Origin of the sequence: Streptomyces sp. YS415, from assembly GCF_023544665.1 — a bacterium.
In the GTDB taxonomy this organism is placed as follows: Bacteria; Actinomycetota; Actinomycetes; order Streptomycetales; family Streptomycetaceae; genus Streptomyces.
The window spans coordinates 373,404-391,227 of the sequence record NZ_JAMJFL010000002.1 but is presented as its reverse complement, the minus strand read 5'-3'; the positions used below and the strand labels follow the sequence as shown (position 1 = coordinate 391,227).

The window sequence follows — 17,824 nt, the reverse complement described above, 5'->3', positions numbered from 1 at the left end:
TCGCGGTGGCACGTCCGAGATCGCGATGGCCACCGCCCGCCGGATGATCGCCCGGCGCACCCGCACGGTGTGGCTGGCGGGGCGTCCGACGCCCGCCCTGGAGGAGTCGGCCGAGCATCTGCGCGCGCTGGGCGCCCGAGTGCACACCGTCGCCTTCGACGCGCTGGACACCGAGTCCCACGAATGGGTGCTCGGCAAGATCTTCGCCGAGGGGGACATCGACCTCGTGCTGCTGGCGTTCGGCGTCCTCGGCGACCAGGCCCACGACGAGCGCGACCCGGCGGCGGCGGTGCGCGTGGCCCGGACGAACTACACCGGCGCGGTCTCGGCGGGCCTGATCTGCGCCCGCGCGCTCCAGGACCAGGGCCACGGCTCCCTGGTCGTGCTGTCCTCGGTGGCCGGCGAACGCGCCCGCCGCGCCAACTTCATCTACGGCTCCAGCAAGGCGGGCCTCGACGCCTTCGCCCAGGGCCTCGGCGACGCCCTGCACGGCACGGGCGCCCACGTGATGGTCGTACGCCCCGGCTTCGTACGCTCGAAGATGACCGCCGGCCTGGAGGAATCCCCCCTGGCGACGACCCCGGAGGCCGTGGCGACGGCGATCGAGCTGGGGCTCCGGCGGCGGTCGGAGACGGTGTGGGTGCCGGGTGTGCTGCGCGTGGTGATGTCGGCGCTGCGGCACCTGCCGCGTGGCGTGTTCCGGCGGCTGCCGATCTAGGCCTGCGGAGCTAATTCGCCGGGATGGACCCGCGCTCCACATGGCTCGCCTGCGGCGGCACCACCGCCCCGCCGAAGGCGTACTCCCGCAGCTTGCGCCAGACGCCGTCCGCGCCCTGCTCGTAGAGCGCGAACCCGGTGCAGGGCCACTCGGCCTCGTAGTCGGCGAGTTCCTCGAACGCGCGGTCCATCGCCGCGTCGTCGATGCCGTGCGCGACCGTCACATGCGGGTGGTACGGGAACTGCAGGTCACGCGAGACGGGACCGGACGCGTCCCGCACCTGCTTCTGCAGCCACGTGCACGCCTCCGCCCCCTCGGCGACCTGGACGAAGACGACCGGTGACAGGGGCCGGAAGGTGCCTGTGCCCGACAACCGCATCGGGAAGGGCCGCCCGGCCGCCGCCACCTCCCTCAGATGCGCCTCGATCGCCGGCAGCAGCGAGGCGTCCACCTCGGTCGGCGGCAGCAGGGTGACATGCGTGGGGATGCCGTGAGCCGCGGCGTCGCCGAAGCCCGCGCGCCGCTCCTGGAGCAGGCTGCCGTGAGGCTCCGGGACCGCGATCGACACGCCGATCGTTACGGTCCCCACGTCGTCTCCTGTCGTCGTGACGGTCGGTTCTCTCAGCCGTCGGCTATCGACTGTACGGCCACGGCTGTGCTGGGGGCAGGCGCAACCGAAGTGATGTGCAGCGCTCTGCCCAGTGGTACGTGTGTGCGGTGGTGCGCCTCAGTGCTTGGCGGGCAGGAAGCCGACCCTGTCGTAGGCCTGCGCCAGCGTCTCCGCGGCGACGGCACGCGCCTTCTCCGCGCCCTTGGCCAGGATCGAGTCGAGCGTCTCCGGGTCGTCCAGATACTGCTGGGTCCGCTCCCGGAACGGCGTCACGAACTCGACCATGACCTCGGCCAGGTCCGTCTTGAGCGCACCGTAGCCCTTGCCGTCGTACTTCTGCTCCAGTTCCGCGATTCCGGCCCCCGTGAGGGTCGAGTAGATCGAGAGCAGGTTGCTGACGCCCGGCTTGTTCGCGGCGTCGTAGCGGATGACGGTGTCGGTGTCGGTGACCGCGCTCTTGACCTTCTTCGCGGTGGCCTTGGGCTCGTCGAGGAGGTTGATCAGGCCCTTCGGCGTGGACGCCGACTTGCTCATCTTGATCGACGGGTCCTGGAGGTCGTAGATCTTCGCCGTCTCCTTGAGGATGTACGGCTTGGGGATCGTGAAGGTCGCGCCGAACCGGCCGTTGAAGCGCTCGGCGAGGTCGCGGGTCAGCTCGATGTGCTGGCGCTGGTCCTCGCCGACCGGGACCTCGTTGGCCTGGTAGAGCAGGATGTCGGCGACCTGGAGGACCGGGTACGTGAACAGGCCGACGGAGGCCCGCTCCGTGCCCTGCTTGGCGGACTTGTCCTTGAACTGGGTCATGCGGGAGGCCTCGCCGAAACCGGTGAGGCAGTTCATGACCCAGCCGAGCTGGGCGTGCTCGGGGACGTGGCTCTGGACGAAGAGCGTGCAGCGCTCGGGGTCGAGACCGGCGGCGAGGAGCTGGGCGACGGCCAGCCGGGTGTTCGCGCGCAGCTGCTCGGGGTCCTGCGGGACCGTGATCGCGTGCAGGTCGACGACCATGTAGAACGCGTCGTGGGTCTCCTGGAGGGCCACCCACTGGCGGACGGCGCCCAGGTAGTTGCCGAGGTGGAACGAGCCGGCGGTGGGCTGGATTCCGGAGAGCACGCGGGGTCGGTCAGAAGCCATGCTCACCATTCTCTCAGGTCCCGGCGCCCGATCCGGAACCGATCGGGAACTGGTCCGCAACAGGTGGGAACCGATCCGTCTGCCGCGGTGTAACAAGGGTGTGAGAACGCGGGAGGGGGGCCGCATCGTCGATGAGGCCGTGGTGATCGCTCGCGTACGCGCCGGGGATCCGGAGGCGTACGCGGAGCTGGTGCGTGCCCATACGGGCATCGCCCTGCGGGCGGCCGCCGCGCTCGGAGCCGGTGCGGACGCGGAGGACGTGGTGCAGCAGGCCTTCGTCAAGGCGTACTGCGCGCTGGGGCGGTTCCGGGACGGCTCTGCGTTCCGGCCGTGGCTGCTGTCGATCGTCGCCAATGAGACGAGGAACACGGTGCGCACGGCGGCCCGGCAGCGCACGCTCGCCGGCCGGGAGGCGGCCTTCGTGGAGGCCGAGCCGCTGATACCGGAATCGGCGGATCCGGCGGCGGCGACGCTGCGCACGGAGCGCCGCGCGGCCCTGCTGGCCGCCCTGGAGAAACTGAGCGAGGAGCATCGCCTGGTCGTCACCTACCGCTATCTGCTGGAGATGGACGAGCCGGAGACGGCCCAGGCACTGGGCTGGCCCCGGGGGACGGTGAAGTCCCGGCTCAATCGCGCACTGCGCAAGCTGGGAAGGCTGCTGCCGGACTTCGAGCCCGGGGAAGGGGGTGAGGAGCATGAGTGAGGAACGCGAGGCGTACGACGGTGACCGCAGCCGCGGGCTGCCGGAGGAGCTGCGGTCGCTCGGGCGGTCCCTGGACCGGCCGGGGGCGGACGGCGCCGAGACGATGGCCGAGCGGGTGCTGGGGCAGATACTCGCCGAGCGGATCCCGACGCCGGTGGCCGAGCCGGCCGGGGCCCGGGAGCGGGTGCGTGCGGCACGGCGGTGGGCGCGGGCGCGCCGGCGTTCGCTGACGGCGGGGCTGTGCGGTCTGCTCGCGGTGCTCGTGTTCACGCCCCCGGTGCGGGCGGCGGTCCTCGACTGGTTCGGCTTCGGCGGGGTCGAGGTGCGCTACGACCCGTCGGCCCGGCCCTCGGCGAGCGCCGAGTTGCCCCGCTGCGAGGGCACGGGGTCGGTGTCGCTCGCGCAGGCCGGGCGCCGGGCCGGGTTCGAGCCCGCCGTTCCCGACGCCCTGGGCGCGCCGGACGCGGTGACGGTGACCGGGGAGCCGCAGGGGCGGTTCCTGGTGAGTCTGTGCTGGCAGGAGGGCGGCCGGACGATCCGGCTGGACGAGTTCCCGGACCGGCTGGACACCGGTTTCATCAAGACCGTGCGGGAGCAGCCGCAGTGGCTCACGCTGGAGGGCTCCTCGGCGTTGGAGCCGGCGCTGTGGTTCGCACGGCCGCATCTGCTGAGTTTCTGGCTGGTGGGGGCGGACGGTGGCCCGTACGCCCGCAAGGAGCGGACCGCGGGGCCGACCCTGCTGTGGATGCACGGGACGGGCACGGCGGACGACGACGTCCTCACGCTGCGGCTGGAGGGGGTCACGTCGAAGGAGCGGGCGGTGGAGATCGCGACGTCGCTGGAGGCAGCGCAGTCGCCGGAAGAGACCTCCGAATAGTCCGACGGGGGTGGGAACTCCGGCGGGCCGGGCGGTGTACCAGAAGTGACACGCGGCTCGCGGACGGGCCGCTCGGTGATCGACTGCTTGGGGGTTCGGATGCGCAGGCGAGTGCTCGGCTCGAGAGGCGGACGGCGGCGGCTGACGGCGCTGGCGGGGGTGTTGACCATGGCGCTGGGGATGTCGGTGTGGGGTGCGGCGCCGGCCTCGGCCGGGGGGCCGACGAGTGCGTTCCTGGCCTCGCCGGAGACCGGGAAGGCGGCGGGGCTGTACACCACGGACCGCAAGTACGCCCAGCTGGACTCCCTCCTTCTGGCGGGCACCCTGGGCGCCCCGCCCAAGGACGCGATGGCGGACCGGCGCGTCACCGTCACCTGGCTGGTGCACGACACCTCTCCCTGGCGGGTCGATCACATCTTCCCCGCCACCGAGGGCACGGACGTCTGGGTGCACCGGGCCATGAACATCACCGAACCGACGGAGGGCAGCTGGCACCGCGCCCCGAAACCCGAGCGACTGCGGGCCCTGCTGACGGATCTGGGCGTGCTGGGCAGGGGGGACGACGGTGCGGACCTGACGTCCTTCTCGCTGGCGGAGATGTACACGACCGACGGGGAGCAAGGGAGTGTCCCGGATACGGATACGGAGGCGGGGACGGAGACCGAGGTGCCGGCGGAGGGCGTCGCGGCGGCCCGGCCCGCGGCGGCGCCGGGGACGAGCGAGGACACCGACTGGTGGTGGGCCCTGCCCGGCGGAGCGGCCGGGGCGGTGCTGGCGCTGACTCTGCGGCCCTTCGCCGCACGGTTGCCGCTGGGCGGCCGGAGAGGCGAGCCGGGGCCCCGGCAGGAGCTGCGGGACGCGTGACGGGCACGGGCGGACGGGATCGGCAGGGGGAGGTCGAGGGCGGATGAGCGTGCCCAGGGGGCGGATGGCCGCGCGGCTGGTGCTGCTGGGGCCGGTGTCGGTGGCGCTGGCGCTGTGCGGCGGGGCACCGGCGGCCGGGGCGGTGGGTGCGGCTCGGGCCCCCGATCTGGCGATGGTGGCCGCGGGTCGCGCGGGGCAGCCGACCGTGATGCGGTCCGGGGAAGAGCGGTTCGCCCGGCTGTGGCAGCTGCTGGAGCCGACGTACACCGGGACCGAGCGGGTGCCCGAGGCGTGGAGCGAGGGCCGGCATCCGCCGGTGCGGCTCACGGTGGTGTGGGGGCTGACGGGGGTGGGCGGCCGGTCCACGACCGGCAGTACCCCGCGCGGGGGCGTGGCCCTGGAGCGGCGGGATCAGCTGTTCGTCGCCGAGGACGGCACACCCTGGGTGCGGTCCGATCCGGCGCCGCATGTGGAGGACGACGATATCCGCTGGCATCGGGCGCCGCGCTCGGTCTTCGAGCGGCTGGACCGGTCGGGGCTGTTCGGCGGCCCGGTGCGCGGTGCCTCGGCCGGGGCCGGGGAACCGGTCCCGGCGGTGGACGCCGTGTGGTGGGCGATACCGGGACTGGCCCTGGGCTTCGCGGCCGGGGCGGGCGGCACCCTGGCGATACGCCGCGCGGCGGCCCGCCCTGGAGGGGGGCCGCCGCGGGAGGAGCCACGACAGGAGCTCATCGACCTGTGACCGTCATCGGTCTGTGAAGCGGCACCGGTCTGTGAGCGGCACCGGTCTTCGAGCGGCACTGATCTTCGAGCGGCACCGATCTTTGACAACTCGACAGGGAGCGCCGGTTCAGCCGAGGTCGATCTCCGGGTACAGCGGGAAGCCGGCCACCAGGTCGGTCGCCCGGCGGGAGATCTCGTCCGCGATCTTGGGGTCGAGGACGTGGGCGGCCTTGGAGGGGGCGCCGGACTTGGTGGTGCCGGCCTCCGCGGTGGTCAGGACGCGGTCGATGAGACCGGCGACCTCGTCCATCTCGGCGGTGCCCAGACCGCGGGTGGTCAGGGCCGGGGTGCCGATGCGGATGCCGGAGGTGTACCAGGCGCCGTTGGGGTCGGCCGGGATGGCGTTGCGGTTGGTGACGATGCCGGACTCCAGCAGCGCGGCCTCGGCCTGGCGGCCGGTGAGGCCGTAGGAGGTGGCCACGTCGATCAGGTTGAGGTGGTTGTCCGTGCCGCCCGTGACCAGGGTCGCGCCCCGGCGCATCAGCCCCTCGGCGAGGGCGCGGGAGTTGTCGACGATGCGCTGGGCGTAGTCCTGGAAGGAGGGCTGCCGGGCCTCGGCGAGGGCGACGGCCTTGGCCGCCATGACGTGCGGGAGCGGGCCGCCGAGGACCATCGGGCAGCCGCGGTCGACCTGGTCCTTGAGGGAGTCGTCGCACAGCACCATGCCGCCGCGCGGGCCGCGCAGCGACTTGTGGGTGGTCGTGGTGACGATCTGGGCGTGCGGGACCGGGTCGAAGTCGCCGGTGAGGACCTTGCCGGCGACCAGGCCCGCGAAGTGGGCCATGTCGACCATCAGGGTCGCGCCGACCTCGTCGGCGATCTCCCGCATGATCCGGAAGTTCACCAGACGGGGGTAGGCGGAGTAGCCGGCGACGATGATCAGCGGCTTGAAGTCGCGGGCGGAGGTGCGCAGCGCCTCGTAGTCGATGAGGCCGGTGGAGGGGTCCGTGCCGTAGGAGCGCTGGTCGAACATCTTGCCGGAGATGTTCGGGCGGAAGCCGTGGGTGAGGTGGCCGCCGGCGTCCAGGGACATGCCGAGCATGCGCTGGTTGCCGAAGGCCTGGCGCAGTTCGGCCCAGTCGGCGTCGGAGAGCTCGTTGACCTGACGGACGCCGGCCTTCTCCAGGGCGGGGGCCTCGACCCGGGCGGCGAGGACCGACCAGAAGGCGACGAGGTTGGCATCGATGCCGGAGTGCGGCTGGACGTAGGCGTGACGGGCGCCGAAGAGTTCCCTGGCGTGTTCGGCGGCGAGCGACTCGACGGTGTCGACGTTGCGGCAGCCGGCGTAGAAGCGGCGGCCGACGGTGCCCTCGGCGTACTTGTCGCTGAACCAGTTGCCCATCGCCAGCAGGGTGGCCGGGGAGGCGTAGTTCTCGGAGGCGATCAGCTTGAGCATCTCGCGCTGGTCGTGGACCTCCTGGCCGATGGCGTCGGCGACCCGCGGTTCCACGGCGCGGATGACGTCGAGGGCGGCGCGGAAGGCGGTGGATTCGTGGGAAAGGGGCTGCTCGGGCAAGTCGGCCTCCGGACGGCGTGGTTCCAGCGTTCACGGTTCGGCCCAGGCGCACGGCACACAGTCACGACCGGGCCGCTCCCCGATGGTCGGTCCCATCCCAGCGCGCCAGTCACGGCCCGTCGTCAGCCTACCGGGCGCGCCGCCGGGTGAAGGTCCCGCGTCCACCATCCGAGCAAGGATAGGAAGGGGGTCCGCTTGTCTCCCGGTGTCTTCTGGAGGTCCCGTGACCACTACGGAAACCCTCATCGCCGCGGCCGAGGCGCACGGTGCGCACAACTACGCGCCGCTGCCGGTCGTCGTCGCCTCGGGCGACGGGGCGTGGATGACGGATGTGGAGGGGCGGCGGTATCTGGATCTGCTGGCCGGTTACTCGGCGCTCAACTTCGGTCACCGCAACCGGCGGATCATCGAGGCGGCCAAGGCTCAGCTGGAGCGGGTGACGCTGACGTCGCGGGCGTTCCATCACGACCGGTACGCCGCGTTCTGCGAGGAGCTGGCGGGGCTGTGCGGCATGGAGATGGTGCTGCCGATGAACACCGGCGCGGAGGCGGTGGAGACCGCGGTGAAGACGGCCCGGAAGTGGGGCTACCGGGTCAAGGGCGTGCCCGCGGAGATGGCGAAGATCGTGGTCGCGGGCGGCAACTTCCACGGTCGTACGACGACGGTCGTCAGCTTCTCCACCGACCGGGAGGCGCGCGCCGACTTCGGGCCGTACACGGCCGGCTTCGAGATCGTGCCGTACGGGGATGCGACGGCGATGCGGGAGGCGATGACGGAGAACACGGTCGCGGTGCTGCTGGAGCCGATCCAGGGCGAGTCGGGGGTGATCGTGCCGCCGTCCGGTTATCTGCCGGCGGTGCGGGAGCTGGCCCGGGAGCGGAACGTGCTGTTCGTGGCCGATGAGATCCAGTCGGGGCTCGGGCGGACGGGGCGGACCTTCGCGTGTGAGCACGAGGGGGTGGTGCCGGACATGTATGTGCTGGGCAAGGCGCTCGGCGGCGGGGTGGTGCCGGTGTCGGCGGTGGTGTCGTCGGCCGAGGTGCTGGGGGTGTTCCGGCCCGGGGAGCACGGGTCGACGTTCGGGGGCAATCCGCTGGCCTGTGCGGTGGCGCTGGAGGTGATCGCGATGGTGCGGTCGGGCGAGTACCAGGCGCGGTCCGCCGAGCTCGGCGCGCATCTGCACCGGGAGCTGGCCGCCCTGGTGGACACCGGGCGGGTGACGCAGGCGCGCGGGCGCGGGCTGTGGGCGGGGGTGGACATCGCCCCGGCGTACGGGACGGGCCGGGAGGTGTCGGAGAAGCTCATGGAGCGGGGTGTGCTGGTGAAGGACACCCATGGCGCAACGATCCGGATCGCCCCGCCGCTGGTGATCGGCGAGGAGGATCTGGACTGGGGGCTCGCCCAGCTGCGGGCGGTGCTGGGGGTCTAGGGGCCTAGAGGATCACGTGCGGCAGGAAGCGGGCGTACTCGTCGGTGATCAGTCCCGCCGATTCGCGGATGCCCAGGCCCGCCGCTTCGTTCTCGACGACCCAGGCGCCGAGGACGACCCGGTTGCCGTCGAAGTCGGGCAGGGGTGCCAGCTCCTGGTAGCAGCAGGGCTCGTCGCGCGGGGCGGGGTCGGTGCCCGGTTCGTGGACGGTGACGCCCGCGCCCTCGCGGCCCAGCAGGGGCTTGGCGACGTAGCCGGTGGTGCGGGCGAGGTCGCGGGGGCCGTCGAGGTGGGCGGGGAGCAGGTTGGGGTGGCCGGGGTAGAGCTCCCAGAGGATCGCCAGCAGGGCCTTGTTGGACAGGAGCATCTTCCAGGCCGGTTCGATCCAGAGGGTGGATCCGGTGCCGCCGCCGTTGTCGAGGGTGGCCAGGACCTGCGGGGCGAAGCGGTCGGTGGTGAGCCACTCCCAGGGGTAGAGCTTGAAGCAGCTGCGGATGAAGCGGAGCCGGTTGTCGACGAAGCGGCCGGAGAGGCGGTCCCAGCCGATCTCCTCCATGGAGATCCAGTCGGTGTCGAGGCCGGCCTGCTCGGCGGTCTCCTTGAGGTAGGCGACCGTCATCAGGTCCTCGCCGAGTTCGTCGGCGGCGGAGTGCGCGAAGTACAGGGGGCTGCCGGGCGGGAGGAGGGCGGCCTGGTTCCTCCAGGCTGCGACCAGGCGTTCGTGCAGGGAGTTCCACTGGTCGGCGCCGGGGAAGCGCTCCTCCATCCAGAACCACTGCGGGGAGGCGGCCTCGACCAGGGAGGTGGGGGTGTCGGCGTTGTACTCCAGGAGCTTCGCCGGGCCGCGGCCGTCGTAGCGCAGGTCGAAGCGGCCGTAGAGGGAGGGGAGTTCGGCGCGGCGGTGCCAGGCCTCGGTGACCGCTTGCGCCACGCGCGGGTCGGTGATGCCGAGGTCGGCGAGGCGCCCGGAGGTGACGATGTGCTCCGCGGCGCGCAGGCACATGCGGTGCAGTTCCTCGACGACCTCCTCCAGCGCCTCGACCTCCTCCAGGGAGAAGACGTAGTGGGCGCTCTCGTCCCAGTAGGGGCGCAGGGAGTTGTCGGGGTAGCGGGTGAGCGGGTAGATCAGGCCCTGTTCCTCGACGGTCCGCTGCCAGCCGGGGCGGGGTTCGATGGTGCGGCGTTCCACGGTGGACGTCCCGACGGGCCGGGTCAGCCGCCGCCGCTGCCGGAGCCCGAGCAGCCGAAGCCGCCGCGGTCGACGGCGTCGCTGCGGCTGAAGGTGCCGTAGTCGGCGTAGCCGCCGTCGACGTCGGCGTCGTAGTACCAGGCGGCGTCGGTGCTGCCGCCCTTGCCGGTCTTCTTCTTGCCGCCCTTGCCGTACGAGGAGCCGGAGGAACCCGAGGAGCCCGACTTGCAGTTCTTGTCGGCGATGACCTTGTAGCCGTCCCAGGTGTAGCTGTCCCGGTCGACGCAGCGGCGGTCGGGTTCGGAACCGCAGGAGGTCAGTGCCGCCGCAACGACTCCCATCCCGCCCAGCACCACTGTGCTGGACCGCAGTCGGCGCTTCGTCCGAGCCATGTCCCGTCTCTCCCCCGTGTCCTTCGGCTGGACGAACACCTTACGGCAGCACCCTGCACAGGGCTTCGAGGGCCCCCGCCCAGGCATGGTCGGGCGGGGTGCCGTAGCCGACGACCAGGGCGTCGAAGGGCTCGGCGACGGCCTGTTCGTGGCGGAACCGCGCCAGGCCGAACAGGGACAGGCCCTGCCAGTGGGCCGCCTGGACGACCGAGGTCTCGGTGCCGGGCGGCAGACGCAGGACGGCGTGCAGACCGGCCGCGATGCCGGTGGCCCGGACCGTGGGTGCGCGTTCGGCGAGGGCGGTGACCAGGGCGTCCCGGCGTCGGCGGTAGCGCAGCCGGGAGGAGCGGACATGGCGGTCGTGGGCACCGTGGGTGATGAACTCGGCCAGGGTCAGCTGGTCGAGCACCCCGCAGCTGTCCACGTCGCCCTTGGCCCGGGTCACCGGTTCCACCAGGTCGGGCGGCAGGACCAGCCAGGCCAGGCGCAGGCCGGGGGCGAGGGACTTGCTGGCGGTTCCCAGGTAGACGACGTGCTCGGGGTCCAGGCCCTGGAGCGCGCCGACGGGCTGGCGGTCGTAGCGGAACTCGCCGTCGTAGTCGTCCTCCAGGATCAGGCCGCCGGTGCGGCGGGCCCAGTCCACGGCGGCCGCCCGCCGGGAGCGGTGCAGGACGGCGCCCATCGGGAACTGGTGCGCTGGGGTGAGCAGTACGGCGCCCTCGTCGGACAACCCGGCCGGGTCGGTGCCGAGTTCGTCGAAGGGCAGGGCGGTGGTGGCGAGGCCGGTATCGGCCAGGACGGCGCGGTGTTCGGGGAGTCCGTACGACTCGACGGCGATCGTTCGGGCTCCGCGGGCCCGCAGGACCGTGCCGAGGAGGCGCAGGCCGTGGGGGAAGCCGGCGCAGACGACGATGCGTTCGGGGTCGGCGCGGACGCCGCGGGCACGGGAGAGGTAGGTGGCGAGGGTGGTGCGCAGTTCGATGCGGCCGCGTGGGTCGCCGTAGCCGAGGACGTCGTAGGGGGCGGTGCTGAGGGCGCGGCGGGCCGCCTTGAGCCATTCGGCGCGGGGGAAGGCGGCGAGGTCGGGGGTGCCGGCGGTCAGGTCGTGGGTGGGGCGGGGGCGGAGGCGGCGGGCAGGAGCGGTGGCCGTGGGGGGTGTGGAGCGGCCCTCGGCGACTCGGGTGCCCGAGCCCTGGCGGGCGGTGAGCCAGCCCTCGGCGACGAGGTCGGCGTAGGCGTCGGCGACCGTGTTGCGGGCGATGCCGAGGTCGGCGGCCAGGGAGCGGGAGGAGGGCAGCCGGGTGCCGGGCGCCAGGCGGCCCGTGCGGACGGCCTCGCGCAGCGTGTCGGTCAGGCCCCGCCGCAGACCCGGTCCGGTGGCCGGGTCCAGGTGGAGGTCGATCCCCAGGGCGCTCGAAGTGGCCCACGCATCCGCCATGGAAATGGACCATACCCCTGGGTCTTTCCCTTCGTAGGGTCGAGGCATGACGATGACCAGTGATCACACCGCCCCCGCCGAAGCCACCGCTGAGTACGCGCCCGAGCACGCTCCCCGGCTGCGCTGGGCCGACCACGCGCCCGAGGTCTACAAGGCGATGGTCCGGCTCGACGCGGCGGCCCGGCGGGGCCTGGACCCGAAGCTGCTGGAGCTGGTGAAGGTCCGCGCCTCGCAGCTCAACCGCTGCGCCATGTGCCTGGACATGCACTCCAAGGACGCCCTGGCGGCCGGGGAGAGCGTGGAGCGGATCGTCCAGCTGTCCGCCTGGGAGGAGTCGGCGCACTTCTACACCGAGAAGGAGCTCGCGGCGCTCGCGCTGACCGAGGCGGTCACCGTCCTCACGGACGGTTTCGTGCCGGACGAGGTGTACGCGAGCGCCGCCGCCCACTTCGAGGAGCCGGAACTGGCCCAGTTGATCGCCGCGATCACGGTGATCAACGCCTGGAACCGGTTCGGCGTGACCTGCCGGATGACGCCGGGCCACTACAGCCCGGGCCGGCACTGACCGACGGGGCCTCGCCCGCCCGGGTCACCCCCGGGCGGTGAGCGTCAGGACAGCCACGGCCGCCAGGTGGACTCGTGGCTGTCCACCCACTTCTTCGCCGCCTCCTCGGGGGCCAGCTTCTGCTCGGCGATCAGCAGGGAGACCTCGTTCTGGTCCTCGGTCGTCCAGCGGAACTTCTTCAGGAAGGCCGCGGCCTCGCCGCCGTCCCGCGCGAAGCCGGCGTTGAGGTACTTCTGCAGCGGGGTGTGCGGGTAGGCGCAGGCGACCTTCTCCGGGTCCGCGTCGCAGCCCTCCTTGTAGGCGGGCAGCTTCACCTCGGTCATGGGGACCTTCCGGAACAGCCACTGGGGGGCGTACCAGTAGGTCAGGAAGGGCTTCTTCTCCTTGGCGAACTGCTTGATCTGGGTGATCTGGGCGGCCTCGGAACCGGCGAAGACGACCTGGTAGTCCAGGTCGAGGTTCTTCACCAGCGCCTTGTCATTGGTGACGTAGGAGGGCGAGCCGTCCATCAGCTGGCCCTTGCCGCCGCTCTCCGGGGTGCGGAGCCGGTCGGCGTACTTGTTGAGGTTCTTCCAGTCGGTGACGTCGGGGTGCTGCTTCGCGAAGTAGGTGGGGACGTACCAGCCGATGTGGCCGGTGACGCCGAGGCCGCCGCCGTTGACGATCGTCTTCTTGTCCTTGACGTACCGCTGTTCCTGGTCGGGGTGGCCCCAGTCCTCCATGATCGCGTCGACCCGGCCCTGGCTGAGCGCGTCCCAGGCGGGGACCTCGTCGACCTGGACGGTGTCGACGCGGTAGCCGAGTTCGTGCTCCAGCAGGTACTGGGCGACGGCCACGTTGGCCTGGGCGCCGACCCAGGACTGGACGGACAGGGTGACCGTCTTCGCGCCCTGGGCGTTGGCGAACGGCGAGGCCTGCCGGGTCATGTCGGCGGCGCCGCAGCCGGTGAGCAGGAGCAGCGCACCCAGCGCGGCGGTCGTGGTGACACGGACGCGCATGTCACGCTCCCTTCTTCGTGCGGCGTTCGGTCGGCTGGGTCACCCGGTCGAGCATCAGGCCGAGGCAGACGATCGCGGCGCCGGCCACCAGGCCGGTGGCCAGGTCGCCCTGGGCGAGGCCGAAGACGACGTCGTAGCCGAGGGCGCCGCCGCCGACCAGGCCGCCGATGATGACGACGGCGAGGACCAGGACCACGCCCTGGTTGACGGCGAGCAGCAGGGAGCGGCGGGCGAGCGGGAGCTGGACCTGCCACAGCTGCTGGGCCGGGGTCGCGCCGAGCGAGCGGGCCGACTCCAGGGCCGCGGGGTCGACGTGGCGCAGGCCCTGGGCGGTGATGCGGACGACGGCGGGCAGGGCGTAGACGACGGCCGCCGCCACGGCGGGGGCGCGGCCGACGCCGAACAGCGCGACGACCGGGATCAGGTACACGAACTGCGGCATCGTCTGGAAGACGTCCAGGACGGGGCGCAGAGCGCGGTCCACCCGGTCGCTGCGGGCCGCGGCGATGCCGGTCGCGACGCCCAGGACGAGGGTGACGGCGACGGCGGCGAGCACCTGGGACAGGGTGTCCAGGGACGGCTCCCACACGCCGAGCACGCCGATCGCGGCCATGGCGCAGGTCGCGGTGAGCGCGGTGCGCCAGGTGCCGATCAGCCAGGCGAGGGCGGCGACGACGAGCAGGACGGCCCACCAGGGCAGCCACTGCAGTCCGTCGCGTACCGGGTCCAGGACCCAGGTGGTGAAGCGGCCCGCCCAGTCGGCGGTGCCGCCGACGACGGGGACGCCCGAGTAGAGGTGGGCGGTCATCCAGTCGACGGCCCGGTTGACCGGCTCGGCGATGTTCAGCACCCAGGCGTCGGGCCAGTCCAGGCGCCCCATGAGGCGTCCGGCGACGGCGACGGCCAGGGCGGCGGCGAGGGCGTACGCCCCTGCCGTGCGGCCCGTCCGTTCGGTCCCGTCGGCCGCCGCGGCGGTGACCCGGTCCAGGACGACCGCCAGCAGCACGATCGGGATGCCGGCCGCGAGGGCCGCGCCCACGTCGACCGAGGCCAGTGCCTGGTAGACGCGGTCACCGAGGCCGCCGGCGCCGATGACGGACGCGATGACGGCCATGGACAGCGCCATCATGATCGTCTGGTTGACGCCGAGGAGGAGTTCCTTGCGGGCCAGCGGGATACGGGCGGTCAGCAGCCGCTGGCGGGCGGTGGCGCCGAGGGAGTCGACGGCCTCCAGCACCTCCTTGTCGGCGCCGCGCAGGCCGAGCGCGGTGAGGCGGGCCATGGGCGGGGCGGCGTAGACGACGGTGGCGAGGACGGCGGCGGGGACGCCGATGCCGAAGACCAGGACGACCGGGAGGAGGTAGGCGAAGGCGGGCAGGACCTGCATGGTGTCCATGACCGGCCGCAGGGCGCGGTCCATCCGGTCCGAGAGGCCCGCGGCGAGCCCGAGGAGGGCGCCGACGGCGACGGACGCCAGCACGGCGACCGCCATCAGGGCGAGGGTCTGCATGGCCGGCACCCACATGCCGAGGGCGCCGCAGGTCAGGAAGGCGGCCGCGGTGCCCAGGGCGAGCCCGGCGCCTGCCACGCGCCAGGCGAGGAGCGCGCCGAACGCGGTGACGCCGGCCCAGCCCGCGGCGAGCAGCACCAGGTAGACGGCGCGTACGGCGAGGACGACCGCGTTGCTGACGTGGCCCAGGAAGTGGAGGAACAGCGGGTGGCTGTCCCGGTTGTCGATGATCCAGTCGCTGGTCCTGGTCAGCGGGTCGGTGAGGTCGACGGTGAGGGCGGCGGGCCAGCTGCCGCTCGCCCAGCGGGCGTGGGCCAGCGGGACGATGACCGCGGCGGCGAGGGCGAGCAGGACGAGCTTGGCCGCGGCTCGGTTTCTCAGGACGCGCGGCAGGGCGCGGGGCGTCGGTGCGGTGATCGTCGCCATCAGACCGGCTCCGGGGTGGCATCGGTGGGCGCCGGACCGGCGGCGCGGCTGCCCGGGCCGGCGGCGGATGCGCCGGCCACGACGCCCAGCAGGGCGGCGGCGTCCACCACGCCGAGGCAGCGGCCGTTGTCCACGACCCGGGCCGGGCTGCCGGTGCGGGCGACCGCCTCGATGGCCTCGGACACGGTGGCGTCCGGGGCGACCGCCGGGCCGCTGCCGGCCTCCTCCGCGGACGCGGGCCGCATCGCCGTGCGCACCGTCATGACCTGCTCGCGCGGCACGTCCCGGACGAACTCCCGGACGTAGTCGTCGGCCGGGGAGCCCACGATCTGCTCGGGGGTGCCCAGTTGCACCACCTCGCCGTCGCGCATCAGCGCGATGCGGTCGCCCAGCTTCAGGGCCTCGTTCAGGTCGTGCGTGATGAAGACCATGGTGCGGCCCTCCTCGCGGTGCAGTCGGACGACCTCCTCCTGCATGTCCCGGCGGATCAGGGGGTCGAGGGCGCTGAAGGGCTCGTCGAAGAGCAGCACCTCGGGGTCCACCGCGAGGGCGCGAGCCAGGCCCACGCGCTGGCGCTGGCCGCCCGAGAGCTGGCTGGGCCTGCGCTGTTCCAGGCCGGCCAGGCCGACCTTGGTCACGATCTCGGCGGCCCGCTCCCGGCGCTCGGACCTGCCGATGCCCTGGATCTCCAGGCCGTAGGCGACGTTGTCGAGGACCGTGCGGTGCGGCAGCAGGCCGAAGTGCTGGAAGACCATCGCCGCGCGGTGGCGGCGCAGCCGGCGCAGCCGGGAGGTGTCCATGGCGCGGACGTCCTCGCCGTCGATGGCGATCGTGCCGGAGGTCGGTTCGATCAAGCGGGTAAGACAGCGGACGAGGGTGGACTTGCCCGAGCCGGACAGGCCCATCACCACGAAGACCTCGCCCTTGCGGACGTCGAAGGAGACGTTCCGGACGGCCGCCGTGCAGCCGGTGCGGGCGCGCAGCTCGGCGGGGGCGAGCGCGGCGAGTCCAGGGTCGGCGGGGACGCGGTCCGCCTTGGGGCCGAAGACCTTCCACAGGCCCTCCACGGAGAAGACCGGGGTGCCGTTCATCGCGCGTCACCGCCGATCAGGTCCACGGCGCGTTCCCCGACCATCAGCACGCCGATCATGGGGTTCACGGCGGGCATGGTCGGGAAGACGGAGGCGTCGGCGATGCGGATGTTCTCCAGGCCGCGGATGCGCAGTTCCGGGTCGGCCACGGCCAGTTCGTCGTCGGCCGCGCCCATCCGGCAGGTGCCGGCGGGGTGGTAGACGGTGTGCGCGGCCTTGCGGGCGTACTCGCTGAGTTCCGCGTCGCCGAGGACCTCGGGGCCCGGGCAGACCTCGCGCTTGAGCCAGCCGGCCAGCGGCTCGGTCCGGGCGATCTCGCGGGCGATGCGGATGCCGTCGACCAGCGTCCGCGCGTCGTAGTCGTCCTCGTCGGTGAAGTAGCGGAAGTCCAGCGCGGGCTTGACCGAGGGGTCCGGGCTCGTCAGGTACAGCCGGCCGCGGCTCTTCGGCTTGGGGATGTTCGGGGTCATCGAGACGCCGAACTCCGGGCGTTCGTAGCCGAGGCGCTCCGGGTTGTCCGTGAAGGGGATCTGGTAGAAGTGGAACATCAGGTCGGGGCCCGCCTGTTCGGGGTCGCGGCGCACGAACAGGCCCGCGTCGGAGTCCATCGCGGAGTTCTCCGGGATGGGACCGTCGGTCTCCCACACGATCACCGACTCGGGGTGGTCGAGCAGGTTCTCCCCGACGCCGGGCAGGTCGAGCGCCACGGGTATGCCGAGCGCCTCCAGGTCCTCGCCGCGCCCGATGCCCGAGTGCAGCAGCAGCCGCGGCGAGTCGACGGCGCCGGCGCACAGCAGCACCTCGTTGCGGGCGCGGACGAGGAACTCCTCGCCGTCCTGGGCGCGTACGTGCACGCCCTGCGCGCGGGTCCCGTCCAGCTCCAGCCGGTACGCCCAGGTCTCCAGCAGGATCGTCAGGTTGGGGCGCTCGTCCATCACCGGGTGCAGATACGCCACCGAGGCGGACGACCGCTTGTTGTTCTCCGGGTGGTAGGCGAGGTCGAAGAAGCCGACGCCCTCGGTGAACGGCTTCTCGTTGAAGCCCTCCACGCGCGGGACGCCGAGCGCCTCCTGGGCCGCGTCGACGAAGTCGCGGGCGATGGCGTTCCGGTCCTTCTCGTCGACCGGGACGATGTTGTTCAGCAGCCGCGTGTAGTACGCCTCCATCGGCACCGCGCCCCAGCCCTTGGCTCCGGCCGCCTCCCACTCGTCCCAGTCGGAGGGCAGCGGCTTGAAGGCGATCAGGGTGTTGTGCGACGAACATCCGCCGAGCACCCGGGCGCGGCTGTGCCGGATGTGGGAGTTGCCGCGTGGCTGCTCGGTCGTCGGGTAGTCGTAGTCGAGGTCGCCGCCGAGCAGGCCCATCCAGCGGCGCAGGGTCAGCACGTCGTCGCGGCCGACGTCGCTCGGGCCGCCCTCGATGACGGCGACGGTGACATCGGGGTCCTCGGTCAGCCGGGAGGCGATGACCGAGCCGGCGGTGCCGCCGCCGATGACGACGTAGTCGTAGACATGGGTGTTCGCGGACGCGGGGGGCACAGGGGGCATGGGGGCGCTCCAGAAGGTGCGGGGAGGAGGAGGTCGA

17 protein-coding genes and 1 riboswitch are annotated in these 17,824 nt (G+C 72.7%); of the genes, 7 read left to right on the top strand and 10 right to left on the bottom strand.

From position 1 onward, the window contains the following. On the top strand, window positions 1-718 hold a 718-nt coding region (locus M8H82_RS04790; protein ID WP_250071128.1), incomplete at its 5' end, for a decaprenylphospho-beta-D-erythro-pentofuranosid-2-ulose 2-reductase. Window positions 719-728: 10 nt separating this feature from the next. On the opposite strand, the gene M8H82_RS04785 is transcribed toward M8H82_RS04790, so the two are convergent. Next, window positions 729-1,307 (bottom strand): 2'-5' RNA ligase family protein, encoded by a 579-nt coding sequence (locus M8H82_RS04785; RefSeq protein ID WP_250071127.1) that lies wholly within the window; start codon window positions 1,305-1,307, stop codon window positions 729-731. Window positions 1,308-1,445: 138 nt separating this feature from the next. Next, window positions 1,446-2,459: a tryptophan--tRNA ligase gene (gene trpS, locus M8H82_RS04780; protein WP_250071126.1), complete on the bottom strand. Its 1,014-nt coding sequence runs from the start codon at window positions 2,457-2,459 to the stop codon at window positions 1,446-1,448. 142 nt (window positions 2,460-2,601) lie between these two features. Between trpS and M8H82_RS04775 the strand changes: the two genes are divergently transcribed. The 4 genes from M8H82_RS04775 (at window position 2,602) to M8H82_RS04760 (ending at window position 5,645) form a co-directional block, all read left to right on the top strand. Beyond that, entirely contained in the window at window positions 2,602-3,162 is a 561-nt protein-coding gene (locus tag M8H82_RS04775) for an RNA polymerase sigma factor (RefSeq protein ID WP_250071125.1), read from the top strand. Continuing rightward, on the top strand, window positions 3,155-4,039 hold the full coding sequence (locus M8H82_RS04770; RefSeq protein ID WP_250071124.1) for a hypothetical protein: 885 nt from the start codon (window positions 3,155-3,157) through the stop codon (window positions 4,037-4,039). The genes M8H82_RS04775 and M8H82_RS04770 overlap by 8 nt, the downstream gene beginning before the upstream one ends. A gap of 99 nt (window positions 4,040-4,138) precedes the next feature. Further along, window positions 4,139-4,903 (top strand): hypothetical protein, encoded by a 765-nt coding sequence (locus tag M8H82_RS04765; RefSeq protein ID WP_250071123.1) that lies wholly within the window; start codon window positions 4,139-4,141, stop codon window positions 4,901-4,903. A 43-nt stretch (window positions 4,904-4,946) separates the two neighbouring features. Continuing rightward, window positions 4,947-5,645: a hypothetical protein gene (locus M8H82_RS04760; RefSeq protein ID WP_250071122.1), complete on the top strand. Its 699-nt coding sequence runs from the start codon at window positions 4,947-4,949 to the stop codon at window positions 5,643-5,645. Between the two features lie 108 nt (window positions 5,646-5,753). Here the strand turns inward: M8H82_RS04760 and M8H82_RS04755 are convergent, their stop codons facing one another. Further along, entirely contained in the window at window positions 5,754-7,202 is a 1,449-nt protein-coding gene (locus tag M8H82_RS04755; RefSeq protein WP_250071121.1) for a glycine hydroxymethyltransferase, read from the bottom strand. 33 nt (window positions 7,203-7,235) lie between these two features. Further along, window positions 7,236-7,325, bottom strand: a riboswitch (ZMP/ZTP riboswitch). 100 nt (window positions 7,326-7,425) lie between these two features. Here M8H82_RS04755 and rocD point away from each other — a divergent pair. Then, entirely contained in the window at window positions 7,426-8,631 is a 1,206-nt protein-coding gene (gene rocD, locus M8H82_RS04750) for an ornithine--oxo-acid transaminase (RefSeq protein WP_250071120.1), read from the top strand. Window positions 8,632-8,635: 4 nt separating this feature from the next. On the opposite strand, the gene M8H82_RS04745 is transcribed toward rocD, so the two are convergent. From M8H82_RS04745 to M8H82_RS04735, 3 genes are read right to left on the bottom strand one after another with little or no spacing between them, the layout of a single operon-like run. After that, complete coding sequence (locus M8H82_RS04745; RefSeq protein WP_250071119.1) at window positions 8,636-9,820, bottom strand: glutathionylspermidine synthase family protein; 1,185 nt, start codon at window positions 9,818-9,820, stop codon at window positions 8,636-8,638. A gap of 23 nt (window positions 9,821-9,843) precedes the next feature. Beyond that, a complete protein-coding gene (locus M8H82_RS04740) occupies window positions 9,844-10,212 on the bottom strand; it encodes a hypothetical protein (protein ID WP_250071118.1) in 369 nt (122 codons plus the stop codon). A gap of 40 nt (window positions 10,213-10,252) precedes the next feature. Then, window positions 10,253-11,650 (bottom strand): PLP-dependent aminotransferase family protein, encoded by a 1,398-nt coding sequence (locus M8H82_RS04735; protein ID WP_250071117.1) that lies wholly within the window; start codon window positions 11,648-11,650, stop codon window positions 10,253-10,255. 52 nt (window positions 11,651-11,702) lie between these two features. On the opposite strand from M8H82_RS04735, the gene M8H82_RS04730 reads away from it, so the two are divergent. Continuing rightward, window positions 11,703-12,215, top strand: coding sequence for a carboxymuconolactone decarboxylase family protein (locus M8H82_RS04730; protein ID WP_374211624.1), 513 nt, complete (start codon window positions 11,703-11,705; stop codon window positions 12,213-12,215). A 44-nt stretch (window positions 12,216-12,259) separates the two neighbouring features. On the opposite strand, the gene M8H82_RS04725 is transcribed toward M8H82_RS04730, so the two are convergent. Genes M8H82_RS04725 through M8H82_RS04710 form a run of 4 tightly spaced genes read right to left on the bottom strand, consistent with a single transcriptional unit; the run spans window position 12,260 to window position 17,787 of the window. Further along, window positions 12,260-13,213 carry an ABC transporter substrate-binding protein gene (locus M8H82_RS04725; protein WP_250071115.1) on the bottom strand — a complete coding sequence of 318 codons (954 nt, stop codon included), beginning with the start codon at window positions 13,211-13,213 and terminating at the stop codon, window positions 12,260-12,262. Window position 13,214: 1 nt separating this feature from the next. Beyond that, complete coding sequence (locus M8H82_RS04720) at window positions 13,215-15,149, bottom strand: proline/glycine betaine ABC transporter permease (RefSeq protein WP_250071114.1); 1,935 nt, start codon at window positions 15,147-15,149, stop codon at window positions 13,215-13,217. After that, a complete protein-coding gene (locus M8H82_RS04715) occupies window positions 15,149-16,240 on the bottom strand; it encodes a glycine betaine/L-proline ABC transporter ATP-binding protein (RefSeq protein ID WP_250071113.1) in 1,092 nt (363 codons plus the stop codon). Before M8H82_RS04715 ends, M8H82_RS04720 begins: the two co-directional genes overlap by 1 nt. Next, complete coding sequence (locus tag M8H82_RS04710; protein ID WP_250071112.1) at window positions 16,237-17,787, bottom strand: GMC family oxidoreductase; 1,551 nt, start codon at window positions 17,785-17,787, stop codon at window positions 16,237-16,239. Before M8H82_RS04710 ends, M8H82_RS04715 begins: the two co-directional genes overlap by 4 nt. Window positions 17,788-17,824 lie beyond the last annotated feature (37 nt).

What these genes read in the sequence shown, in the direction of transcription:
- M8H82_RS04715 (WP_250071113.1), bottom strand. Translation starts at nt 16,240, where the DNA reads ATGAACGGCACCCCGGTCTTCTCCGTGGAGGGCCTGTGGAAGGTCTTC.
- M8H82_RS04760 (WP_250071122.1), top strand. Translation starts at nt 4,947, where the DNA reads ATGAGCGTGCCCAGGGGGCGGATGGCCGCGCGGCTGGTGCTGCTGGGG.
- M8H82_RS04735 (WP_250071117.1), bottom strand. Translation starts at nt 11,650, where the DNA reads ATGGCGGATGCGTGGGCCACTTCGAGCGCCCTGGGGATCGACCTCCAC.
- M8H82_RS04730 (WP_374211624.1), top strand. Translation starts at nt 11,703, where the DNA reads ATGACCAGTGATCACACCGCCCCCGCCGAAGCCACCGCTGAGTACGCG.
- M8H82_RS04740 (WP_250071118.1), bottom strand. Translation starts at nt 10,212, where the DNA reads ATGGCTCGGACGAAGCGCCGACTGCGGTCCAGCACAGTGGTGCTGGGC.
- M8H82_RS04710 (WP_250071112.1), bottom strand. Translation starts at nt 17,787, where the DNA reads ATGCCCCCTGTGCCCCCCGCGTCCGCGAACACCCATGTCTACGACTAC.
- M8H82_RS04770 (WP_250071124.1), top strand. Translation starts at nt 3,155, where the DNA reads ATGAGTGAGGAACGCGAGGCGTACGACGGTGACCGCAGCCGCGGGCTG.
- M8H82_RS04720 (WP_250071114.1), bottom strand. Translation starts at nt 15,149, where the DNA reads ATGGCGACGATCACCGCACCGACGCCCCGCGCCCTGCCGCGCGTCCTG.
- M8H82_RS04765 (WP_250071123.1), top strand. Translation starts at nt 4,139, where the DNA reads ATGCGCAGGCGAGTGCTCGGCTCGAGAGGCGGACGGCGGCGGCTGACG.
- trpS (WP_250071126.1), bottom strand. Translation starts at nt 2,459, where the DNA reads ATGGCTTCTGACCGACCCCGCGTGCTCTCCGGAATCCAGCCCACCGCC.
- M8H82_RS04725 (WP_250071115.1), bottom strand. Translation starts at nt 13,213, where the DNA reads ATGCGCGTCCGTGTCACCACGACCGCCGCGCTGGGTGCGCTGCTCCTG.